This window comes from Psychrobacter sp. FME13 (assembly GCF_014861395.1).
Classification (GTDB): domain Bacteria; phylum Pseudomonadota; class Gammaproteobacteria; order Pseudomonadales; family Moraxellaceae; genus Psychrobacter.
On the sequence record NZ_RRYV01000044.1, the window covers coordinates 1 to 22,749 of the forward strand.

Consider the following 22,749-nt stretch of genomic DNA (forward strand, 5'->3'; position numbering starts at 1 on the left):
GTACTACGCTATGCTTTAGGTTGGCAATATATCTCTGGTTTTGCGTAAGTCCTAATAATAGTGAGAGTTCCATAATATGTATTAACCGTCTAGTGAAATGGGGACTAAAGATAGCTACGTTTAAATTTTCATTAGATTATAGCTTAATACAGCAACTTAGCAACGCACTATGTTATACAGCCCTTTGATGCCATCTGTTATACCTAATTTGGACTATCTCATTAACAAATATATTAAATCATTTATGACTGTTAAATATACCCTAATAACTTAAAGTTATAATATGTATAGTGAATTGTGTATAAAAAATGGCTAAAAGTCGCTAAAACGCCTTGCTTTTTATGGCTATTCACGGCATTGTTACTGGTTAGCTATGCAACAAATAATTGTCAATAGGATTGGACTTCATGAGTGATTTAACAGTAGGTTTGGTAGGCTGGCGTGGTATGGTTGGGTCAGTATTGATACAACGTATGCAACAAGAAAATGACTTTAACGGTATTACGCCCGTATTTTTTTCAACTAGCAATGCAGGCGGTGATGCGCCAAGTTTTGATGGTATTGAAACCAGCCAATTAAAAGATGCTCATGATATTACTGCCTTAGCAGCTTGTGATGTGGTGATTACCTGCCAAGGTGGTGACTATACATCAAAGGTACATCAACCATTACGTGATAGCGGTTGGAATGGCTACTGGATTGACGCAGCCAGTACGTTGCGAATGAAAGACGACAGTATTATCATCCTTGATCCCGTCAATCGCAGCGTGATTGATAGTGCTTTAGCCAGTGGTAAAAAAGACTTTATCGGTGGTAACTGTACCGTATCATTGATGCTGATGGCTATCGGTGAATTGTTTAACAAAGGTTGGGTCGAATGGGTCAGCGCCATGACGTATCAAGCAGCTAGTGGCTCAGGTGCAAACAATATGCGCGAGCTAATTAGCGGTATGGGCATACTACATGAAGCGGTCAAAGACGAGCTGGCTGATCCTGCTAGTGCCATCCTTGAAATCGATAAAAAAATCGCCCAAACACAGCGCTCAGAGGACTTCCCTACTCAGTATTTTGGTGTACCATTGGCTGGTAGCTTAATCCCCTATATTGATGTTCAACTAGAGAACAAACAGTCAAAAGAAGAATGGAAAGGTGGTGTTGAAACCAATAAAATTCTTGGTAATTCTGAAGCCGATAAGATTGCTATCGACGGTATGTGTGTCCGCGTTGGTGCGATGCGCTGTCATGCACAAGGGCTAACAATCAAACTCAAAAAAGACATTCCATTAGAAGAAATCGAAGCGGCGCTTAAGAACAGCGGCAACGAATGGTTAGATTTAGTCGAAGATGACAAAGAAGCCACCATGGATCGTTTAACGCCAGTCGCCGTCACTGGCACGTTGACAGTCGCGTTAGGTCGCTTGCGTAAGCTGAATATGGGTCCTGAATATCTAGGTGCGTTTACCGTGGGTGACCAATTATTATGGGGTGCTGCTGAGCCATTACGTCGTATGCTGAATATCATCCGTGAGCAAAATGCTTAAGCTAAATATCTAAACAATGTTCTTAAACATCAAGAAAAAAGACAGCAACCGCTGTCTTTTTTTATGACCATCAACTTTTCAAAATCTGAACAATTGGTATTATTTTGGCTGATAAGCTATCATCACTTCATTACGGCGCATAAACGGCAGTGTCCATGGCGGATTATAACGGGCCAGCTCAGGCTCACCTGTTATCACTAAGTTTTGATCTTGCATCCAAGTCCGTAGCGCTTCCGTTTTTTCTGCGACTTTATCTTCTCCTGCCCACCAAGAAAACTTAATGACGCCATAAGTCTGTGCCGGCACTTCGATAATCTTAACATTTGGATTATTAGGTTTTGGTAACGTTTGCATAGTGTATTGGCTTGGCATGGTGAACTGTACGCGCCATTTTCCATCACTCTGTTGCATACTCACTGGTGCTGTCATCGCAATTTTTTGTGACGCATCATTATTACTATTCGCTTGCGACTGCATGGTGACCGGTGCTGTCATACTAATCTTGCTACTCTCACCACTTGGCGCTGTGTTATTACCAAAGATATAATCTGCTAATGTTTTAAATCCTTCGCGACTAGCCGCACTTTGGTCACCTGTCACCCAAGTCTGGGCCACAAGCTGCTCATCGTAACGACGTAATTCAAAGTCATCCTCTTGCATTAATACGGTATAGTCCGGCTCTTCGGTAGCCATAGCTGCTCCTGATGTTAATAATAAACCACTTAATAGTAGGTAAGCTTTTTTAGTCATATTAGTTCTCCAATGTCCAAAACACCGAGTCTAATGATATTTTTTATATCATTGTTTTTTATATACTTTACCAACTACCCCATAATACTGTCTGTGTCTTTTGGTTATACCCTCATCATATCAAGTATGAAACTTGTTGAACTTATAGGGCTGAAACAACAGATATATCAATGACACATAAATATCCATGTCCAAAAAATCCACCAACAATGTTATAATTAGCGCCATTTTCATAGCTTAAATAGCGATTATCATATGCAATTTGTCTTACACAAAACGGCCAGCGGCGAAACACGTGCACGCCGTGGTACAGTTCATCTCAATCATGGCGACGTACAGACGCCTGCCTTTATGCCAGTCGGTACTTATGGCACGGTCAAAGGCATGTTGCCACGTGATATCGAAGCCATCGGTGCTGATATTGTATTAGGCAATACGTTCCATCTATGGCTACGTCCTGGTACCGAGGTTATCGACAAATTCGGTGGCCTACATAAATTCATGCATTGGGACAAGCCTATCCTCACTGATTCAGGTGGCTTTCAAGTATTTAGCCTTGGTGCCATGCGTAAAATTACTGAAGAAGGGGTTAACTTTAAATCTCCCATCGATGGTGCGAAGATTTTTCTATCACCAGAAAAATCTATGCAGATTCAATATAGCTTGAACTCAGACATCGTCATGCAGTTTGATGAGTGCACGCCATACCCAGCGACTCATGACGAAGCGCAAAAATCATTAGAGCTGTCATTACGTTGGGGACAACGCTGTGTGGATGAACACAAACGCTTAGGCAGCACCAATGCTCTGTTTGGTATCATCCAAGGCAGTATGTATGCTGATTTACGCCAAAAGTCGTTAGAAGGTCTGCTCAATATTGGTTTTGATGGTTATGCTATTGGTGGCTTGTCTGTTGGTGAGCCAAAAGACGAGATGATGAATGTCTTAGATTATATCCCAGATGCTATGCCCGCTGACAAGCCACGCTATTTGATGGGTGTTGGTAAGCCTGAAGACATCGTAGAAGCCGTTCGCCGCGGTGTCGACATGTTTGACTGTGTCATGCCAACTCGTAACGCGCGTAACGGTCATTACTTCGTCACAGGCGACACAGACAATGCTGGTGTGGTACGTATCCGCAATAGCCAGTATCGCAACGATGAAGGCCCATTAGACCCTGAATGCGATTGCTACACCTGTCAAAACTTTAGCCGTGCTTATCTGTATCACCTTAATAAATGCAAAGAGATGCTAGGTGCTCAACTAGCTACTATTCATAATTTACGCTATTACCAACGTTTGATGCAAAGTATTAGAGATGCGATTGAACAAGACAAGTTTGATGAGTTTGTCATCGAGTTTTATACCAAACGTGGTCAAACGGTTCCCGAATTAAACTTACGTTAATTCTGTTTAGTATTTACCATCGTTTATCTGTATCAGTTAAAATAAAAAAGGGCTTAAGAATAATCTTAAGCCCTTTTTTTGTGATAAGTCTTACTACTTCAGTGCACTCACAAATACAATAATGACTGCAAGTGGTGCCACAACTTTGACTATGAATTGCCAGATCTGAAACGCACCTCTAGACAATCCAAGCTCTTCTCTAATACTACGCTGATCCATTCTCCACGCAAGAAATACAATTGCTGCAAGACCTGTGAGAGGCAAGAGAAACTTACTGGTTAATTTATCTAAAGCATCAAAGATATTATTGCCCATAATAGTAAAGTCAGACCACAGATTGAACGATAGCAGTGCTGCAATACCTAGCAACCAGATTACGATACTTGCAACGATAGTCGATACGGTACGACTCATTGAGGTACGTTCTTCTAAAAACTCAACGGTTGGCTCAAGCAATGAGATTGCAGAGGTGATAGCCGCAAAGGTAATCAGTAAGAAAAATAGTGTGCCAATGATAGTACCTGCACCCATGCTACCAAACGCGATAGGCAAGCTGACAAAAATAAGACCAGGACCTGATGCAGGATCTAAACCATTGCTAAAGATAATTGGGAAGATTGCTAGACCCGCAGCCAATGCAATGACGGTATCCAAAATAACAACAGTACGAGCTGTCTTAAGTAAATTTACTTCACGGCCCAAATATGAACCATAAGCCACCATAATGCCCATACCAATAGATAAGGTAAAGAAAGCATGTCCCAGTGCGGCAATCATAACGTCTTCGGTCAGCTTGCTAAGATCAGGGGTAAATAAGTAAGCCACTGCATCACCAAAACCACCATTCATGACGTTATAGCCAACGATCACAAATAGAATCACACCCAATAATGGCATCAAAATCTTGGCAGCTCTTTCAATACCACTAGTCACGCCAATACCGACGATAATAGCAGTAACAGCCATAAATACAGTGTGCCATACTGTTAATGCACCAGCTGAAGCTAACATAGTATCAAAAGTGGCGGCGACTGAATCACTATCTTGACCAACAAAGCTACCTGTAGCAATTTTCGTCACGTAGTTGAGTGCCCAACCACCGATGACACTATAGAACGATAGGATTAAAAAACCACCTAAAACACCTGAAGCACCAATAATCTTCCAACTGCGCGACCTACCTTCACTTGCTGCAACATCAGCAAAAGTATTGACTGGGTTTTTTTGACCACGGCGACCTATCAGCCACTCAGCCACTAAAATCGGAAAACCTACCAGCGCAATACAAAATAAATAAGCAATAACAAAAGCTGAACCACCACTCTCACCGACCATATATGGAAACTTCCATATGTTTCCTAAACCAACTGCCGATCCTACTGCTGCTAATATGAAGCCAAAGCCCGAGCTCCACTGTGCATGTTCTTGTTTGTTGATAGCCATTTTTCCATCCTCATACTTCAAATAATGTCGCTGACAATCTTCCTTGATCACCATAAAAGCCAGTTATAATATTAAGCTATTTAGCAAGCGGCTCGCTATGAGATACTTAGCAACATTAAGAAAGAATTGTTTACATTATCATAAACGCTCAGTTTCTGCTAAGCGACCAAAAAAGTCAAGTAGTCACAAATATAAAAAGCCATAACTATTAGTTATGGCTTTCGTTGATTTTCTCTAGAGCTAACAAGAGTTTATCTAATCAAAAAAATTTGACTGATACTCATTTTGTGCGTATGTTTAACGCACTACGCCGCGACGGCTTTTTTGTAATGAGTCAATAAGTAATTGGATTTTTGGCTCTTTTATCAGCAAGTCGTTGTTTAATACTTCAAGTGCTTGTACGGTCGTCAAACCTGATCTAAAAATAACACGATACGCTTGGCGCAGCACATCAATAGTCTCTTTCGACCAGCCCTTGCGGCGCATTCCTTCGACATTAAGACCGTGAGCTTTGGCTGGGTTACCAGATACCATCGTAAAAGCAGCCACATCTTTTAAAATAAGACTCGCACCACCAATCAAACTATAGTCATCTACAGTACAGAACTGATGAAGACCTGAGTTTCCGCCGATGATGATATGATCGCCAATAGTAACGTGTCCTGCTACTCCGACATTATTAGCCAATACATTATGATCGCCAATCACACAATCATGCGCGACATGGGTATTCACCATCAATAGATTATGACTACCAATTTTGGTCAGCTCGCCATCCTGTGCTGTACCACGGTGTAAGCTACAGGCCTCGCGGATAGTATTATGATCACCAATTTCTAACCACGTGCGTTCGCCCGCATACTTTAGATCCTGTGGATCCTCGCCAATGCTTGCAAATTGATAAACTTGATTGTGTTGCCCGATACGAGTCAACTTAGTGACGACGACATGCCGATGCAAAACGGTATGTGCGCCAATCGACACCTCATCACCGACAATACAGTACGGACCAATAGTAGCGGTCTCATCGATCTGAGCGGACGGTGAGATGAGTGCTGTTGGATGGATCTGACTCATAATGTGGGCCTTTGTATCATCTAGTGCGAATAAATAGTGAAAAAATAGTCGATTTGACCTTGTTCAACAAACCAAAAACGGTGCTAATAATATATATAGTAATTGATGGTCATACTGACTGCACACTTCAACATAGTGCTTTAAAAGCAGTAGCTAACGGTGCTAGTTATAAACACGGTGATCATTAACTAATACTATTGCTCTTGACGGGCAATCATTATTTGAGCACTGGCAGCTAATTCGTCTTCGACATGTACGGTACAATCAAATTTATAAATACCACGCTTTTGCATCACTGTTTTAGCACGGATAATGAGCTGATCACCAGGAATAACTCGGCGCTTAAAACGAACTTTGTCGACACCTGCAAATAGATATAGATAACCATCTTCTGCGGTCAAACCAGCACTAATGAATCCGAGAACACCTGAAACTTGGGCCATGGACTCTACCATTAATACTCCTGGCATAATCGGCTCATCAGGAAAATGACCATTAAAAAACTCTTCGTTAACCGTTACGTTCTTAACACCAGTAATGCATTCTCCAGGTATACAGTCAATAACTTTATCTACCAACAAAAAAGGATAACGATGTGGCAAATAGTGCTTAAGCGTATGATACGTTAGTGGCAACTTAAGACCTTGTTCATCTAAGCTTTTAACATTATCATCATTTAAAATATCTATATCTGGGCGGCTCATAATGGCACTTCCTTGCTATGTGTTTAATATTTATAAGTTATATTGTTGTCATTTCACTAATCACGACCAAGCTGACGAAAGCGTACAGCAGCACGTCGCCAATTAGCCGTTGGCATTGCAGCCGTTCCAGAAGAATATGAACCAGCTGCTTTAATAGATTTGGTGACCATAGTCATCCCAGATAACGTCACATCATCTGTAATCTCAATATGACCTGTGATACCGACAGCGCCGCCAATAATACAGCGTTTACCTATACTGGTACTACCAGCGATGGCTGTTTGGGCCGCGATGGCCGTACCATCACCGATACGTACGTTATGAGCTACCTGTACCAAGTTATCAATAATAACATGATTACCAATAACCGTATCATTAATGGCACCACGGTCAATACAGGTCTGGCTACCGATTCTCACATGATCGCCAACCACCACACGCCCTAACTGAGCAATACGCTCCCAGCCTGTGGTGCTAGGATCACTAGTAGGTGCGAAGCCAAAGCCTTCTGATCCAACACTCGCACCTGCATGCAATCTAACGTGACTACCGATGATACAGTCATGCCCAATAACGACATTTGCTTTGATAACACAGTCAGTGCCTACAGTCGCATTATCCTCGACAATCACATGAGCAGACAATGAGCTATGCTTACCGATTTTCACATGCTCACCAATCATACAAAAAGGGCCAATACTAACCTGCTCATCAATAATCGCACTATCAGCAATCACAGCACTAGGATGAATGTTATGTGACAGTGATTGATGACCAAATAGCTGACTAGCACTCGCATAGGCCAAATAAGGACTTGCGACCACCAACGCTACAGCAGAATCTGGAGCTTGATCACGATAGTCTGCTGTGATTAATACTACTCCTGCTTGAGTACTCACAAGACTAGAAGCGTAACGTGCTCCTGACAAAAAACTCAATTGCTGAGGATTAGCAGTGGTCAGACTCCCCACCCCATCGAGCTCTTGACTTAATTGTTCAACATTAATTTCAGATTTGTTAGTAACTGGTTGATGCTGCTCAATCCGAGTAATAATCTGCTTTATCGTTATCATAGTGGCTATTAACGTTATTATGGATAAAGAAACTGCCAAGTTGAATAATCATCTTGGCAACCCTCTAATATCTGACGGATGTTGCGATCACAAAAATAGCAATTATATCTTTACTTGTATGATCTCGTGCTCTTATCCAAAGTTAGAATGTACTACCAATTTGGAACTGAACAGCTTCAGTCTCATCACCTTCTTTATCACCGATAGGTACGGCATAGCTCAGTGAAATTGGTCCAATAGGTGTATACCAAGTGACACCCGCGCCCGCACTATAGCGTAAGCTATTGTCTTGAGTGATTAAAGACACACCTGTATATTCAAAGGTTTCATCTTCTTTTCCTGTGGTATCAAAGACCTGTCCACCCTCAGCAAATAATACTGGACGCACTTGATCTACCCAATCGCCTTTAAATGGCATTGGTAAAATCAGCTCGGCACCAAATGTAGCCAAGGCATTACCACCGACTTCCTCGCCACTAGTCACTATGTCGTTTTCAGCATAGTAATAATTTTCTGATCGAGGACCCAAGGTTGACGACTCATAGCCACGTACTGAACCGTAGCCACCTGCATAAAAGTTTTCATAAAATGGCAAGTCGTTACCGTAACCAAGCTTGGTATAGCCACGTGCGATAAAATCTTTATACAAAGGATAATAGACATTACCACTATAGGTTAACTTTTGGTAACTGGCATCACCAACCCCGATAGTGGCATCAATTGCATGGCTCATACCTTTAGTTGGAAATACTGGACGATCTAACGTGCTGTAATCCCAACCAAATAGTAAGTTGTAAGTTGTGTAGTCATTTTTAAAACTGGAGTCGCCACCATCATCGTAGTTTGTTTGCGTACCACCATCATCCAACAGTTCCTGAACATTAGATATCCCAAGGTACTTACCACCACGCACGGTTGTATTATCAATATTTAAACCCGCGCTAAGACGTTTGGTTTCATCGATTGGGTAGCTATAATTAAGAGTGGAACCAATGGAGTCAGTTACATAGTTGCTAACGTTGTCATCATCATATTTGGTCTTACGATAATAAGCACTAAGACCTTGAGAAACACCGTTTTCTGTAAAGTATGGATCAGTATAACCTAAGCTATAAGAATCATAGGTCTCTGAACGTGATAGCGCAGCTTGGACACGGTTACCAGTACCCATAAAGTTATTTTGAGTCAAATCTAGCTGGAATGTCACACCACCACTTTGTGAATAACCTGCAGCGATGGTTGAGCTACCAGAAGGCTGCTCTTCAACCACATAGTTGACATCAACTTGATCTGGTTGGTTAGGGACAGGTTTGACATCGACGGTCACACCTTTAAAGAATCCTGTACGCATCAAGCGTGTACGCGACAGCTGAATTTTGTCGTTAGAAGCAAGCGATCCTTCTAGTTGACGCATTTCACGACGAAGCACTTCGTCTTCAGTTTTGATATTACCCGTAAAGTTAATACGACGCACATAGATAGGTCGTGCAGGATCGATAAAATAATCAACCTCTACCATTTTAGTGTCATCATCGATACGTGGTACAGGTCTAACCTCTGCAAAATAATAGCCTTCGTTACCATAACGACTCTTAAGCGCTGCGGTCGTCGCATCTAGTTTGGCTTGCGAGTACTTTTCATTAGGGGCAAAAGTGACCAGCTCTTTCAATTCACTGTTATCAAATGTCGGCTTGCCCAAAAAGTTGACGTCACCAAATTGATATTGCTCACCTTCGCTCAGGCTTACCTCAATAAATACACTGCTTTTATCTTCACTGATATTCAGCACTGCATTATCTACTGCAAAACGTACATAACCATCATTTTGATAGAGTGCTTTTAAATTCTCCAAACTGGCCGCCAATTTTTCTTGTGCATAACGATCAGACTTAGATAGTAGACGAGTCCAAGAAGATTCTTTTACCGCAAACACGTCTTTGATTTCTTCATCACTGAAGTGCTCATTACCAATGACATTAATATCAACAACTTTAGCAGGATCACCCTCAATAAAGCGCACATCTAGCTTGACACGATTGCCATCAAGTACGGTCTGATCTACTTCGATATTACTATTATAGTAGCCTTGACTTATATATTGCTGCTGTAGCTCGTTGGCTACGCCTTGTAGTGTCGATTGTTTGAGCACATCACCAGCAGATAAACCAGCATTTTCTAAACCTTGCTCAAGCCCTTCTTTTGGAATAAGCTTATTGCCTTCAAAGGTCACCTCAGCAATGGTCGGACGTTCTACAACGTCAAATCGCAACTGACCGCCTTCGACACGGCTTTGAATGTCAGCAAAATTCTCAGTCGCATATAGCGCCTTAATACTAGCAGCCAAGCTACTATCACTAACCGTATCTCCTACCGTAATCGGTAGAACCGGATAGAGGCTATCGGGGGTTAGACGTTGTAAACCATTGAAACCGATGTCAGTCACTACAAATTCTGCAGCCTGTACCGGCATACTCATCATTGTTACAACTAACGGCAACCCTGCCGCGCTCATAAATAAAGGCGTACGCATAAACACTATCCGTCAATAAAAAACTTGCTTAAGTTAAGTTAAAAAGCACATATTGTCCAGCCCATCGCATATGAAGTTTCGCACTCATACGTGGGAGACTCAGAATACTTTATATAAAATGCATCACAAAATAAACTAAAAATTACGATTAGTACAGAGGATACAGTACAAATCATTGGCACCTATTAGATCAAAAAACAAGTCATAATAGCCATAAAACCATTAGTATATAATGCCTTATCACTTATATTAGCTATCATTCAATCAAAATAGCCGACTAATATCATTACCAATTGCTAACACCATGAAACCTGCCAGCAAGAGTAAACCAATATTTAATCCCACCATTTGCACCCCCTCTGACAGCGGCTTACCACGAACCAGCTCAATAAAGTGATAGACAATATGACCGCCATCTAATACAGGAATAGGCAAAAGGTTTAAAACTGCTAAGCTTAAGCTAATCAATGCTGTAGTAGACAATACCATCTGCCAACTGATATCAAAGCTTTGCTTAGCGACTTTTGCAATGGTAATCGGCCCTGATAAATTATCCAAACCAATCATACCTGACAGCATTTTCCCCATAGAACTTACCGTCATGACGGCTAACTGTTCGGTTTTTTCAAACGACTTGACCAGCGATTCACCAGGACCATAGACCACTGTGGTTTTATAGGCGTCAGGAATAACAATCTCAGACTGCTGTACCATAGCACCTATTTGGCCATAATCATTGCCTAAATTGTCTTTTTTACCTTGTGGCATAATCTTCAGCTGCACAGGCTTTCCATCACGCAATACCGTAAAATCAAGCAGTGTTTCAGGATTATCACGGACGATGCGTGTCATACTGAGCCAGTCTTTAATTTCAGTATCATTAATAGCCGTAATACGGTCGCCCACTTCCATACCCTGAAGGCTGGCAGCACCATCAGCGCTCAAATCACCCACTATCGGCGCAATATCTGGTTGCCATGGTAGCATACCAAAACTCGTCAATGCGTCTTTGCCTTGATCAGCCCCTTGCATAAACTGCTGTACGGGTGCTTGATATGTAGTGTTATCAGTCTGAACGTCCGATTGCACAGTGACACTCACATCATCTGTCTCACCCATACGTCCAGCCAGACGGTAATTAATACCTTCCCATGTCTGTACTTCATGACCATCAATCGCAACAACTTTATCACCAACAGGCAGCTGTGCCATGGCAGCTGGTGTATCTGGTAGTACTTGTCCAATCTTAGTTGCCAGCTGTTCTGATGGTGTCATAAACAATACCCAAAACAGGGCAATGGCAATAACAAAGTTCATGATAGGACCAGCCGCCGCAATCGCAATTTTTTTCAATGGATGCTGGTTATTAAAAGCTAGATGCTGCTCGTCTTTGGCAACTTCACCTTCACGCTCATCAAGCATCTTGACGTAACCACCGAGTGGCAGTGCCGAGATACGATAGTCAATACCGCTTTTTTTACTCGTCCAACCAAAGAGTTTAGGTCCAAAGCCAATAGAATAAGTCAGCACTTTTACGCCGCAAAGCCGTGCTACGATATAGTGACCCCACTCATGTAAAGCAATGAGTGGACCTAAGACAAATATTGCTGCAAGGAGGGTTAATAAAAAGGTCATGATTGGTTTCCAGCGTTTTATCTAAACATCTTCGATTCAGTATTAAAAATCAACAATTACACTAACTTTGCCACAAGCCTGTCTGTCAAATGGCGTGCTATCTTATCAATCGCTAGAATATCATCTATATCAGCTGTATCATTCAATGGTGGCAGCTGTATATCATTTAAGGATTGTTCATTAATATCAGCAATATCAGTCAAGCGAATTCTGCCATCCAAAAACGCAGCCACGGCAATTTCATTGGCAGCATTTAGCACGATAGTCGCCTGTGTACCCGCTTTCATTGCCTGTCTGGCCAAACGCAAACACGCAAATTTTTGCAAATCAGGCTGAACAAACTCCAACCCACTAAGCGCATATAAATCTAACGGCTGCGAACCACTATCAATCCGATCAGGATAACTAAGTGCATGAGCGATGGGTGTCTTCATGTCTGGGCTGCCCAACTGCGCTAAGTAGCTACCATCGCTATATTCTACCATTGAGTGAATGATGCTTTGTGGATGAATGACCACATTTATTTTATTTTCAGGCAAATCAAACAAGTGACAAGCCTCAATTAGCTCCAAACCTTTATTCATCATTGTTGCAGAGTCGACAGAGATTTTTTGACCCATCGACCAATTAGGATGCTTAACCGCTTCAGCGACACTTGCTTGTTGCATTTGAGCAAAAGATTGTCCTAAAAATGGCCCACCAGAGGCCGTCAGCCATAACTTACGCACGCCATGACTAGACTGATGAATTTGCATATTGTCTTGCTGAATGGCGAGTGGTAGGCACTGAAAAATAGCATTGTGTTCTGAATCGAGAGGCAATAAAGTGGCATTGTAAATTTTTACCGCATTCATCATTACTTGCCCTGCCATTACGAGGGCTTCTTTATTGGCCAGTAAAATACGTTTACCTGCACGAGCGGCAGCTAAAGTAGAAGGTAATCCAGCGGCACCCACGATAGCCGCGACCACCGTGTCAGCTTGCGAATCGGTTGCAATATCTATTAGCCCTTTTTCACCGCCCACGACATCGATATCAAGACCCGCGGCACTAAGACGCTGTGCAAAATCATCGATAGCAGCGCTTGGCACACTGACACGCTTGGGCAAAAACTGCTGGCAAAGCGTCAATAGCTTGTCTAAACGATGATAGCCTGATAAAGCGTAAACCGAGTAATGCTGTGGTTGCGCCGCCAAGATTGCTAACGTGCTATCGCCTATCGAACCTGTCGCGCCTAGTACGGTGATGCGTTGCGTCATAACCATTAATGCCTATGAATAATACGGTGAAAATAAAAGAAGTAACTAGCGTCTGTTGAATATTTAAATATTAGGGCTGCTGATTGCTAAAAGTGCACCAAACTAGGCGCAAGCCGATGGTAATATCGAGACCTTATCTAGAGCTAGGGTTGCAACAAGGTTTGGGATGGTTTTAGCATCAGCCTTGAGAACGGATCAAGCAAAGAGACGCTTTGCCTATTCACAAAGTAAGCGCTGTTTTGTTCGAGTGCGGGGGTCAGTACCATATATGAATGTTCAACAGCCCCCAATATAATCTTGCTACCTTATACGACAATCAAACCAAAGTGTTGTATCGCCCAAAAACCAAGCGCAAATATCGGCGTGGCAGACAATAGCGAGTCGATACGATCAAGTATACCACCATGGCCTGGGAGAATTGTGCCTGAATCTTTGACATCAGCACGGCGTTTGAGCATCGACTCAAACAAATCACCGAGTACTGAAGACAAGATTGTTAGCGCTGATAACGCCACAAAGGCAATTAGCGGTATACCTGTTAGCTTTAACTGAAAGACACTAATCGCAACAACGACGATCAAGCCTGTAATCAACCCACCAGCCAACCCTTCCATGCTCTTGTTGGGTGAAACGTTCGGTGCCATCTTACGGCGACCAAGCTTGCGTCCTACAAAGTAAGCACCACTGTCCGCACACCAAACCAATAAGAAAACATAAAGCAGCCACCATGCCGACAACTGCCACAGATAAAACATAGCCGTAATCGCTGCCGTTAATATCACAGCGCCCATCAAAGCCAGTTTTTTACCGTACCAATTGGTATGAGTTGGAAATACTCTGACCCAAGATAACGCCATCAACCATATAGCGAGCGATGCCACCCACCAAAATAGCCAAGTCACTTTAAGCATGAGTGATACTAAGGTCAGTACAAGGACTAGCAACACAAATACAACTGGTTGACGCCATTTAGGCATCAGCTTAGTCCATTCATGAGCCGCGATAATAACGCCAACGGCTAACAGCGGTGCAAATAAAACAGGGCTTTGGCTCGCAAACATTGCAATACCAACGATAATAACGAGAACTATTGCCGTCTTAATTCGTTGCCACATACTTATTGAGCCTTATTATAATGAATACTGCGTGATCAAAAAGTGCATTATAGCAGCTAATCTACAATAGCCCACTAATAGTAATCAACACCTCTTAAGCACTTTATTATTCCATAAACAAGCGGCATTGACCACGAGTAGGACAGCGGCTTTACAAGATACTTTTGCACACATATTAAATGAACGCTTTAAGTCATGAATTATTCTTAATAATGATTAGTGTTTTTAACCACTGTCTTAACAACTATTTTTTTTCTGTCACGACTTGTTCACTGGTTTTGCCAAAGCGGCGTTGACGCTGGGCAAACTCTGTTACCATCGTTGCCAGCTCGTCTGCTCCAAAATTCGGCCACAACGTTTGAGTAAAGAATAACTCAGCATAGGCTGATTGCCATAACAAGAAATTAGAGATTCGATACTCACCGCCCGTACGTACTAGCATATCGACAGCTGGCTCATCTGCCAACTGTACATACTCATCGAGCATCTCTTTATTAATATCTTCAGCATGTAACTGACCTAATTGCACCTGCTGCGCCAACTGTTTTGCAGCATTCGCAATATCCCATTGACCACCATAACTGATCGCGATAACCAAGGTCATGGCATCAAATTCTGCTGTTTTTGCTTCAGCATCGGCCATCAGCTCTTGCAAATCAGCACTCAGCTGACTGCGATCACCAATAAAGCGCAGGCGAATACGATACTCATGCATGCGTGGTATCTGCTCATGAATGGTCGAAGCTAACAGTTGCATTAACAGCGCCACTTCACTGGCTGGACGCTGCCAATTTTCACTAGAGAAGGCAAATACCGTCAATACTTCAATACCCGCATCCACACAATACTCGACGATGGGATCTAGTGCATCTTTACCAGCGACATGCCCTTGGCCTTTTCCCAAATCATGGGCTTTACCATAGCGATTATTGCCATCCATAATGATAGCGATGTGGCGAGGAAGAAGTGTCGGAATAGGAGCCGAAACGGCTGACGTGGACATAGGCGAACTGGCTTATTATTAAAGTAAGAGGATAATAACGTGTGCGATGATGATTAAAAAGCGTCATAGAAACAATTCATAAATTTCTCATAATTCAGCCATCAGGCTTTTCATACTTGTACAATTAATACTTGCACAATGATAAACAGCCAATAGCGTTGGCACATTGGCTGCTTGTCATGGAGAAACAACTGAATCACTCTATGCCATAAATGATAGAGAAATCAGTATTTAAACGTCCATCAGATCGCTTTCTTTTTTAGTTAAGCTCTTATCAATAGTTTCGATGTATTTGTCAGTAATCTTTTGAATATCATCACTAGCACGACGTTCTTCATCTTCTGATATTTCTTTTTCTTTTGCTAAATCTTTAATATCATTCATCATGTCACGGCGAATATTGCGGATAGAAACACGGCTATTTTCTGCCTCTCCACGCGCAAGCTTTTGCATATCGCGGCGAGTTTCTTCTGTCAATGCTGGCATCGGTACACGAATCACATCAGCGGTCATTGGGTTTAGACCCAGATCTGCTTCGCGAATGGCTTTATCAATCGCTTGTACCATAGTACGGTCAAACGGCTGAACCAGCAGTGTACGTGAATCTTCTACGTTTACACTCGCTACCTGATTGAGTGCAGTGTCAGCACCGTAGTAGCTGACCATTACGCCTGACAACATACCTGGGTGGGCACGGCCAGTACGAACTTTACTGAAAGTACTCTCAAGCGCTTCCAATGTCTTTTGCATGCGGGCTTCGCCGTCTTGCTTAATCTCTTTAATCATTATGTATCCTTATTTATCGCTATCGATAAATCATTCATTGTTAGTAAATATACGTTGTCTAGTCGTGCTATCACTTGGGCTGGCGAGTATATAGTCGAACCACTCTTAAAGTGTTACGGCGTTAGACTCGCTTAGCCTACTACTGTAGTACTTGCGCTTGTCTGCCTTGCACCATTTTTAACATTGATCGACTATAGGTTTTACATCAGATTAGTGATAAACACGTGTGCCTTCATTTTCACCCATAATGACATTTAATAAGGCATTAGGCTTGGTCATATCAAAAACTTGTAGCGGTACGTTATGCTCACGGCACAATGCAATAGCAGTTAAGTCCATAACGCCAAGTTTTTGCTCTAACACTTCGTCAAAGGTTAAACCATCGTATTTTTTGGCATCGGTATGTAGGCTTGGGTCTTTGTCATAAACACCATCGACTTTGGTCGCTTTTAAAATCAAGCCTGCTTCAATTTCGATACCACGTAAACAAGCGGCGGTATCCGTGGTAAAGAACGGATTACCCGTACCCGCAACAAAGATACAAACATCACCGTTTTTTAGATAACGAATCGCGTTACGGCTGCTATAGCTTTCTGTCACTTCACCAATAGGTAGTGCTGACATCAAGCGTGTTTTAATATTGCGACGCTCAAGCGCATCACGCATCGCTAAACCATTCATGACCGTTGCCAGCATACCCATTTGATCGCCAGTGACACGGCCAACCAGACCTTCTTTTTGTAGTTGGGCACCGCGATATAAATTACCACCGCCGACCACGATACCAACTTGAACACCCAGTCCGCGCAAATGGGCAATAGACAAACTCATTTTATCGAGCACTTCGGTATCGATACCCATGTCTTTACCACCAGCCAAAGCTTCGCCAGATAGTTTTAGCAAGATACGAGAGTAACGCGGATTTTTGTCAGACATGAGATCACCTTGTTATCATTAAATTATAATTAAAGTTATCGGTAAAATACAAACAGAGTTTGCCTTGGCGTTGACCACACTGCCATACTTGATGACAAATAGGTCACAAGGCTAAATTGCGTCAATTGTAGCAAAAACTGTCCTTTATGGGGCAATTTTCACTGGCATATCGTATTAGGTTTTTAACCTTTGTAGCTAGCAAACAAGTCATACTCGCTAGCTTCGTCAATAGTGACAGTCAAAAACTGCCCGACTTTAACCCCTGCATTGATATCATCAACGTAGACGTGACCATCGATTTCAGGTGCATCCGCATAGCTACGGCAAATCGCAATACCTTCATCACTATCAATTTCATCGACCAATACCATTAAAGTTTTACCGATTTTTTCTTGTAGCTTTTGTGCTGAAATCTCTTGTTGTAGCGCCATCAAACGCTCATAACGTGACTTCTTGATTTCTTCTGGCACATGATCTGGTAAATCGTTGGCTACCGCACCTTCTACTTCTGAATAGGTAAATGCACCGACACGATCAAGACGAGCTTCAACCAGCCAGTCAAGCAAACATTGAAAATCTTCTTCCGTCTCACCAGGGAAACCAACAACGAAGGTTGAACGAATAACGATATCAGGGCAAATATCACGCCATGCTTTGATACGTGCCAAAGTGTTTTCACTATGCGCTGGACGTTTCATTGCTTTTAGTATTCGATGACTGGCATGTTGAAAGGGAATGTCTAAGTAAGGCAAGAGTTTCTTTTCACCCATCAATTCAACGACTTTGTCCACATGCGGATAAGGGTAGACATAATGTAGACGTACCCAGATACCTAAGCCATTCAATGCTTGGCACAAGTCATAAAACTTTGACTTGAGTGGCATGCCGTTCCAGAAACTGGTTTTATACTTCAAATCTAGCCCATAAGCAGAAGTATCTTGCGAGATAATTAACAACTCTTTCACGCCAGCATTTTTTAGTGCCAAGGCTTCATTCATGACATTATCAATCGGACGTGAATCTAAATCACCACGTAAGCTTGGAATAATGCAAAAAGTACAACGGTGATTGCAGCCTTCAGAAATTTTTAGATAGGCATAATGGCTTGGCGTCAGCTTGATACCTGCCTCATTAATCAAATCTATTTTTGGGTCGTAGTCTTCATCCTTACTACTATTTGGTTTTGGCACATGTTTCGAAACCGCTGTAATCACTTCATCATATGCGTGCGCACCAGTTACTGCGAGCACAGCAGGATGCATCTCACGGATTTTATCCGCCTCTTTACCCAAACAGCCCGTCACGATGACTTTACCGTTTTTGCTAATAGCCTCCCCGATTGCATCCAGCGACTCTTGTACCGCCGACTCAATAAAGCCGCAGGTATTAACCACGACCAAATCTGCTCCCTCATAATCACTGGCTACTTGGTAACCATCACGGCTCAGCTCAGTGATGATGCGCTCGCTGTCCACTAGCGCCTTTGGGCAACCTAACGAGACAAAACCAACTTTTGGTGCTGCACTGACGGGCATAGCAGCAGTGGCATTAGCAGTCGTTAAATCACTACTTTGTGTAACACTACGATTTTGGTTATGATTGGCTCTATGATGGCTGGCTTTAGCTGGATTGGACTGGTTCGTATCTGCTTGACTGTCTTGTGCTATTGTTGGCTTAGCAGGATTAAAAACAGTGGCGGTGTCTTTTAATGTAGAATCTGTCGGAGTAGAAGCTGGCTGAGAGGTGGTAATAGTCGTGTTAAGCGACTTGGTAGAAGTTTTGGACATGGCTGACCTTGCTAGAGATAAAATGGCTGTGCGCATTGTACGTTTTTTTTGCAAAAATCGCTAGTTTTGCCGCTCTATAGTGTTGATTTATGGTTAAATATTATCTTGAACATCTTTTTTTAGGCATTGACTCATGGCAAGAAATTTCACAACCGCAAAATCCACACCTGATTTAGCATTTATATCTCAGCATTTATTTACGGCTATTTTATGGGTCAATGAAGAGTTGTCTATTACGTGGCTCAATGCTCAGGCCGAGCAACTACTGGCTATCAGTAGTGGAAGGCTGCTCAATCAACCTATATTAACGTTATTAGCACCCCAAGAGTTAAACCCAAAAGATAGTAATATTCCTAATAATGATGATGTCGATGCCCAAAACTGCTCCTTAACCGAACGATTTGAGCAAGCAAAACTGTATCAGCAACCCTTTATCGATCATGACCATGTTGTAAACACACAGCTGAACGGTTATTTGTCATTTTCCGTTGACTATAGTGTCACTCCTGTCATATACGAGCAGCAGACCTATTTTATTATTGAAATGTGGGGCAAAGATCGACAAAGCCGTATATCAGAAGAACAACGTCAGCAACAACAATATGGTGTGGCTCGTCATATGCTACGGTCAGTTGCCCATGAAATAAAAAACCCGTTAGCAGGTATTCGCGGTGCTGCACAATTATTGCAGCGACAATTTATCAAGTTCAGTGACACCTCTATTCTTAATAGTAGCGCGTCAACTGCCTCAAACCATACAAATACTGCTCTGAATCATAAAAACTTGCAAAAAACCACTGACAAACTACGTGGTTATACCGATATTATTATCTCAGAAACTGACCGTCTAACGCATCTTGTTGGACAGTTTTTGGGCTCTAATCAACTCCCAAACTGGCAAACGATTAATGTTCATGAACCGCTAGAGCATGTATTGTCTTTGGTGATGAACCAATATCCACAATTAACGCTACAGCGAGATTATGACTTATCACTGCCTGAATTATGTGCAGATAAAGATCAATTAATTCAAGTGTTTTTAAACCTGATCAACAATGCTTGTGAATCCATGACTGAGTTTGAACAAACCTTGCAACAACAAAAAATATCCGAAACCAAAGTATTATCTTCGATCAATACTAACAGTGATGACCAAATAGATTATCAGCCAATACTTCACATTCAAACACGTATTGCTTTTCAACACACCATCGTTGGGCAACAGCACAAACAAGTTCTGCAAGTTAACATTACTGATAACGGCTCAGGAATTGACCCTGAATTGATCGGGCAGATATTTTTTCCTATGGTGACAAGTCGTGCTGCTGGCACTGGATTAGGGTTATCTATCGTACAAGATATTATTAGCCATCATCGTGGTATGATTGATGTTAGCTCAACACAGGTACAAGGTGAGCAACAAACACGTTTTACCTTATACCTGCCGTTTCATTGATTAATTACTGAAGCACAAATAACTTTGCTATTATTACTTGATACAGCTACTAGGGCGTGTCCTCATTTTAAAAATGGTGATGAAAATGAGATAAATTGCCGTCAAACAAGGAAAATAGCGCAGATAATATCGAGATATTAGTCAGCTATTTGACACCGTTTGGCAAGATTTAGCTATTTTTAACCCATTTAGATAACTATCGATTGAATTGAGGACATGCCCTAATTAACCAAGAGATTAACAAAGCCAATTAATACTACCAAGTCGTAAATGACCACATCATAACTCTGAACCAACTCATTGCTCATTAGGCCTAATACATGACTGAATATAGTGAAAAGCATAAACCTAAAAGCGATAATCAGACGGCAACCGATCAACTGATAAATGATCAAACAATAAAAGTAACGGTCAATAACAACCCCGAACTTGACCCCGCAACGTTATGGCTTATCGATGATGATGCCGCCTTAAGAATGGTGTTGGCAGATACGTTTGAAGATGCAGGACTGACGGTTATTAGCTTTACCCAAGCACAAGCTGCGTGGGCACGTCTCAACGATATATTGCAAGAAAATGAGTCACAGGTGCAACTGCCCGATGTGATATTGACTGATATTCGTATGCCGATGATGGATGGGCTGTCTTTTAGTGACTGGGTGCATCAGCACTTTCCTAAGCTGCCTATTGTCATCATGACCGCACACTCAGACCTAACCTCTGCTATTAATAGCTATCAAACAGGTGCCTTTGAATACTTACCCAAACCGTTTGACTTGGATGATGCCGTTGCAACCATTTATAAAGCCATTAATTATCAGCCCAATCTGACCGCGACCACTTACGCAGTCGACGCTAATACATCTAACACCAATGCAACGACTGATTATACTGCTGAGAGCGATACTGAATTTGATGTAAAGGTTGAACCTACTGGACAGACTCATCCAACAAGCACATCTAATGACACCAAAAAGAGCAAAGCAGCTAAAACTAAAGTCAAAAATAATACCAACCCTGTTATCAGTACAAACCAAAACATTAATGACAACCCTAGCGGTATCATAGGCCAATCACAAGCTATGCAGACGGTGTTCCGCGCGATCGGCAGATTGGCACACTCACCTATTACCGTTTTAATTACGGGTGAATCAGGAACCGGAAAAGAATTGGTCGCCAGCGCGCTACATCAACATTCACCGCGTAACCAACAACCTTTTATCGCTCTCAATATGGCTGCTATTCCACACGACTTGATCGAATCTGAGCTATTTGGCCATGCAAAAGGAGCGTTTACTGGTGCGACGACCACACGACCAGGGCGCTTTGAGCAGGCTGATGGCGGTACATTGTTTTTAGATGAAATCGGTGATATGCCATTTAGCACTCAAACGAGATTGCTACGCGTATTAGCAAATGGCGAGTTTTATCGCGTGGGTGGACAACAGCCAATCAAAGTAAATGTGCGTATTATCGCTGCCACTCATCAAAACTTAGAAGAGTTAGTCAAACAAGGTAAATTCCGTGAGGATTTGTTTTATCGCCTCAACGTTATCCGTCTACCACTGCCACCGCTACGCACGCGACGCGAAGATATTCCTGCGCTAGCGACTTATTTTATGAAACGTGCTGCTGAGCAGATGGACACCGCACTAAAGCAGTTACATCCGATGGCTGTACAGATTATGCAATCTTTTGAGTGGCGCGGTAACGTCCGTCAATTGGAAAATGTTTGTCTATGGTTGACTGTCATGGCAACTGGTGACACCGTCATGCCTGAGGACTTGCCACCAGAACTGCTCGAAAATGCTTCATCTAATCTAGAACAATATCAAGAACAACAATCATATAGCGATAACGTGAGCTCCCAAAGCCAAATCAATCAAGAACAGCCTATATCTGCTGTTCCAAGTTGGCAGCAGGCGTTGGCTATTTGGGCCGAACAGGTGCTGCAGACAGGAGAAACAGATATTTTGCAAACGGCCACACCTGAGTTTGAACGTGTTTTACTGACAGCTGCGCTCAAACATAGCGGAGGTAAAAAGATAGCTGCAGCCAACTTGCTCGGTTGGGGACGTAATACACTAACCCGTAAATTACAGCAATTAGAGATCACTACGCCAAAGGAACAGAGAAATAGTGAATAAAAGTACAAAAACTGTTATTTAAAACAATAGTAATATCAATTATTTCTTAGATTAACACATGAAGTGCAATATCAAAGAGCAGGTGAAAAAGAGGCCTAGA

At 42.2% G+C, this 22,749-nt stretch carries 17 protein-coding genes; 4 read left to right on the forward strand and 13 right to left on the reverse strand.

The features are described from left to right. Positions 1-407 precede the first annotated feature (407 nt). Positions 408-1,541 (forward strand): aspartate-semialdehyde dehydrogenase, encoded by a 1,134-nt coding sequence (gene asd / locus EI164_RS07490; protein WP_192519357.1) that lies wholly within the window; start codon positions 408-410, stop codon positions 1,539-1,541. Between the two features lie 99 nt (positions 1,542-1,640). Here asd and EI164_RS07495 read toward each other — a convergent pair whose 3' ends face one another. Next, positions 1,641-2,291: an SOUL family heme-binding protein gene (locus tag EI164_RS07495; protein ID WP_192519358.1), complete on the reverse strand. Its 651-nt coding sequence runs from the start codon at positions 2,289-2,291 to the stop codon at positions 1,641-1,643. 255 nt (positions 2,292-2,546) lie between these two features. On the opposite strand from EI164_RS07495, the gene tgt reads away from it, so the two are divergent. Beyond that, the gene (gene tgt / locus EI164_RS07500) at positions 2,547-3,698 is read left to right on the forward strand and encodes a tRNA guanosine(34) transglycosylase Tgt (RefSeq protein ID WP_192519359.1); all 1,152 of its coding nucleotides are present in this window, start codon (positions 2,547-2,549) and stop codon (positions 3,696-3,698) included. A 93-nt stretch (positions 3,699-3,791) separates the two neighbouring features. Here tgt and EI164_RS07505 read toward each other — a convergent pair whose 3' ends face one another. The 12 genes from EI164_RS07505 to rimO all read right to left on the reverse strand — a co-directional run bounded on the left by EI164_RS07505 (position 3,792) and on the right by rimO (position 19,046). Next, positions 3,792-5,141: a sodium-dependent transporter gene (locus EI164_RS07505; protein ID WP_192519360.1), complete on the reverse strand. Its 1,350-nt coding sequence runs from the start codon at positions 5,139-5,141 to the stop codon at positions 3,792-3,794. Positions 5,142-5,438: 297 nt separating this feature from the next. After that, a complete protein-coding gene (gene lpxA, locus EI164_RS07510) occupies positions 5,439-6,218 on the reverse strand; it encodes an acyl-ACP--UDP-N-acetylglucosamine O-acyltransferase (protein WP_192519361.1) in 780 nt (259 codons plus the stop codon). A 194-nt stretch (positions 6,219-6,412) separates the two neighbouring features. Next, entirely contained in the window at positions 6,413-6,922 is a 510-nt protein-coding gene (gene fabZ, locus EI164_RS07515; protein WP_192519362.1) for a 3-hydroxyacyl-ACP dehydratase FabZ, read from the reverse strand. Positions 6,923-6,978: 56 nt separating this feature from the next. Beyond that, positions 6,979-7,995 (reverse strand): UDP-3-O-(3-hydroxymyristoyl)glucosamine N-acyltransferase, encoded by a 1,017-nt coding sequence (gene lpxD, locus EI164_RS07520; RefSeq protein ID WP_192519363.1) that lies wholly within the window; start codon positions 7,993-7,995, stop codon positions 6,979-6,981. A gap of 142 nt (positions 7,996-8,137) precedes the next feature. After that, complete coding sequence (bamA, locus tag EI164_RS07525) at positions 8,138-10,525, reverse strand: outer membrane protein assembly factor BamA (RefSeq protein ID WP_192519364.1); 2,388 nt, start codon at positions 10,523-10,525, stop codon at positions 8,138-8,140. Between the two features lie 264 nt (positions 10,526-10,789). Further along, positions 10,790-12,160: an RIP metalloprotease RseP gene (gene rseP / locus EI164_RS07530; RefSeq protein WP_192519365.1), complete on the reverse strand. Its 1,371-nt coding sequence runs from the start codon at positions 12,158-12,160 to the stop codon at positions 10,790-10,792. A gap of 56 nt (positions 12,161-12,216) precedes the next feature. After that, the gene (ispC, locus tag EI164_RS07535) at positions 12,217-13,425 is read right to left on the reverse strand and encodes a 1-deoxy-D-xylulose-5-phosphate reductoisomerase (protein WP_192519366.1); all 1,209 of its coding nucleotides are present in this window, start codon (positions 13,423-13,425) and stop codon (positions 12,217-12,219) included. Between the two features lie 299 nt (positions 13,426-13,724). Beyond that, positions 13,725-14,534, reverse strand: a complete 810-nt coding sequence (locus EI164_RS07540; protein WP_192519367.1) for a phosphatidate cytidylyltransferase — start codon at positions 14,532-14,534, stop codon at positions 13,725-13,727. A gap of 244 nt (positions 14,535-14,778) precedes the next feature. Beyond that, the gene (gene uppS, locus EI164_RS07545) at positions 14,779-15,537 is read right to left on the reverse strand and encodes a polyprenyl diphosphate synthase (RefSeq protein ID WP_192519368.1); all 759 of its coding nucleotides are present in this window, start codon (positions 15,535-15,537) and stop codon (positions 14,779-14,781) included. A gap of 231 nt (positions 15,538-15,768) precedes the next feature. Then, positions 15,769-16,323 carry a ribosome recycling factor gene (gene frr / locus EI164_RS07550; RefSeq protein WP_192519369.1) on the reverse strand — a complete coding sequence of 185 codons (555 nt, stop codon included), beginning with the start codon at positions 16,321-16,323 and terminating at the stop codon, positions 15,769-15,771. Between the two features lie 210 nt (positions 16,324-16,533). Then, entirely contained in the window at positions 16,534-17,259 is a 726-nt protein-coding gene (gene pyrH, locus EI164_RS07555) for a UMP kinase (protein WP_192519370.1), read from the reverse strand. A gap of 182 nt (positions 17,260-17,441) precedes the next feature. Continuing rightward, positions 17,442-19,046 (reverse strand): 30S ribosomal protein S12 methylthiotransferase RimO, encoded by a 1,605-nt coding sequence (gene rimO / locus EI164_RS07560; RefSeq protein WP_192519371.1) that lies wholly within the window; start codon positions 19,044-19,046, stop codon positions 17,442-17,444. A gap of 133 nt (positions 19,047-19,179) precedes the next feature. Here rimO and EI164_RS07565 point away from each other — a divergent pair, with 133 nt between their 5' ends. Together EI164_RS07565 and EI164_RS07570 are read left to right on the forward strand one after the other, a co-directional pair. Next, positions 19,180-20,502 (forward strand): two-component system sensor histidine kinase NtrB, encoded by a 1,323-nt coding sequence (locus EI164_RS07565; protein ID WP_192519372.1) that lies wholly within the window; start codon positions 19,180-19,182, stop codon positions 20,500-20,502. Between the two features lie 320 nt (positions 20,503-20,822). Next, positions 20,823-22,649 (forward strand): sigma 54-interacting transcriptional regulator, encoded by a 1,827-nt coding sequence (locus tag EI164_RS07570; RefSeq protein WP_192519373.1) that lies wholly within the window; start codon positions 20,823-20,825, stop codon positions 22,647-22,649. Positions 22,650-22,749 lie beyond the last annotated feature (100 nt).